This window comes from Vibrio sp. Y176 (assembly GCF_033438945.1).
In genome coordinates this window covers 1-683 of record NZ_JAWOQS010000568.1, presented here as the reverse complement: position 1 = coordinate 683, position 683 = coordinate 1, and the positions used below count along the sequence as shown (strand labels likewise).

The 683-nt window shown below is 45.2% G+C and carries 1 protein-coding gene and 1 pseudogene; one reads left to right on the top strand and one right to left on the bottom strand.

From position 1 onward, the window contains the following. Nucleotides 1–248 (top strand): type II secretion system protein N (gene gspN, locus R7O13_RS27345; RefSeq protein ID WP_318305258.1); only part of this gene is annotated, 248 nt, incomplete at its 5' end. Nucleotides 249–534: 286 nt separating this feature from the next. Here the strand turns inward: gspN and R7O13_RS27340 are convergent. Next, nucleotides 535–683, bottom strand: a pseudogene (locus R7O13_RS27340) (3'(2'),5'-bisphosphate nucleotidase CysQ); the annotation flags it as partial.

Here is a 683-nt window from a genome sequence, read left to right as displayed (position 1 = left end):
TAGAGCTCGGCCCTGTTATTGCTGATTTGAAATGCCAAGATAGCGTGCTAACTGCATCAGGTGAGCAAACCAGTACGCAAGTTTCCTCGGCGTTTTCAGCGGAACTGATGCCGAATCAACGCTATTCAACGAAAGCGTGGTTTAAACCTGGCGCAGATGTCCCATCAAGCATGGGGGAGCAGTTGAAATGGCTTGGACAGCCAAACGCACAAGGCCAATACGAGTTTGACTACAAAGGCAGATTCTAATCTTAAGCCAACGTAATACAGAAAAGAGCTGCCAATGTGCAGCTCATTTTGCTTTTGGATCATAGTAGGCCAAACCCTCTATTCGCTGTACGTAAATAAACGAGGGACAAAGTTGGTTTTTTTAAGTGGTTGTATTTTAATTGGATTGTGTGGTTTTGTGCAGTTTGATTAGCTTTAGGTATATGGCAGGTCAAATACTGTTAAAGCTGCTCATGCGGAAAAAGAAAAGGCCGTGAACGGAATTCACGGCCTAATGATACAAGTTGAGTTACGCAAGTATAAGTACTTAATCTTTGCGTTGCAGGATGTCATCCCAAGGCAAATTCGTATCGCCCAGCACGATAAAGTTCGGGTTCTCTAGCGTTTCCCGTTCGTTGTAAGACAAAGGTTCGAGGTGAGTGCTGAGAATGCGTCCGCCCGCTTCTTCCACGATGC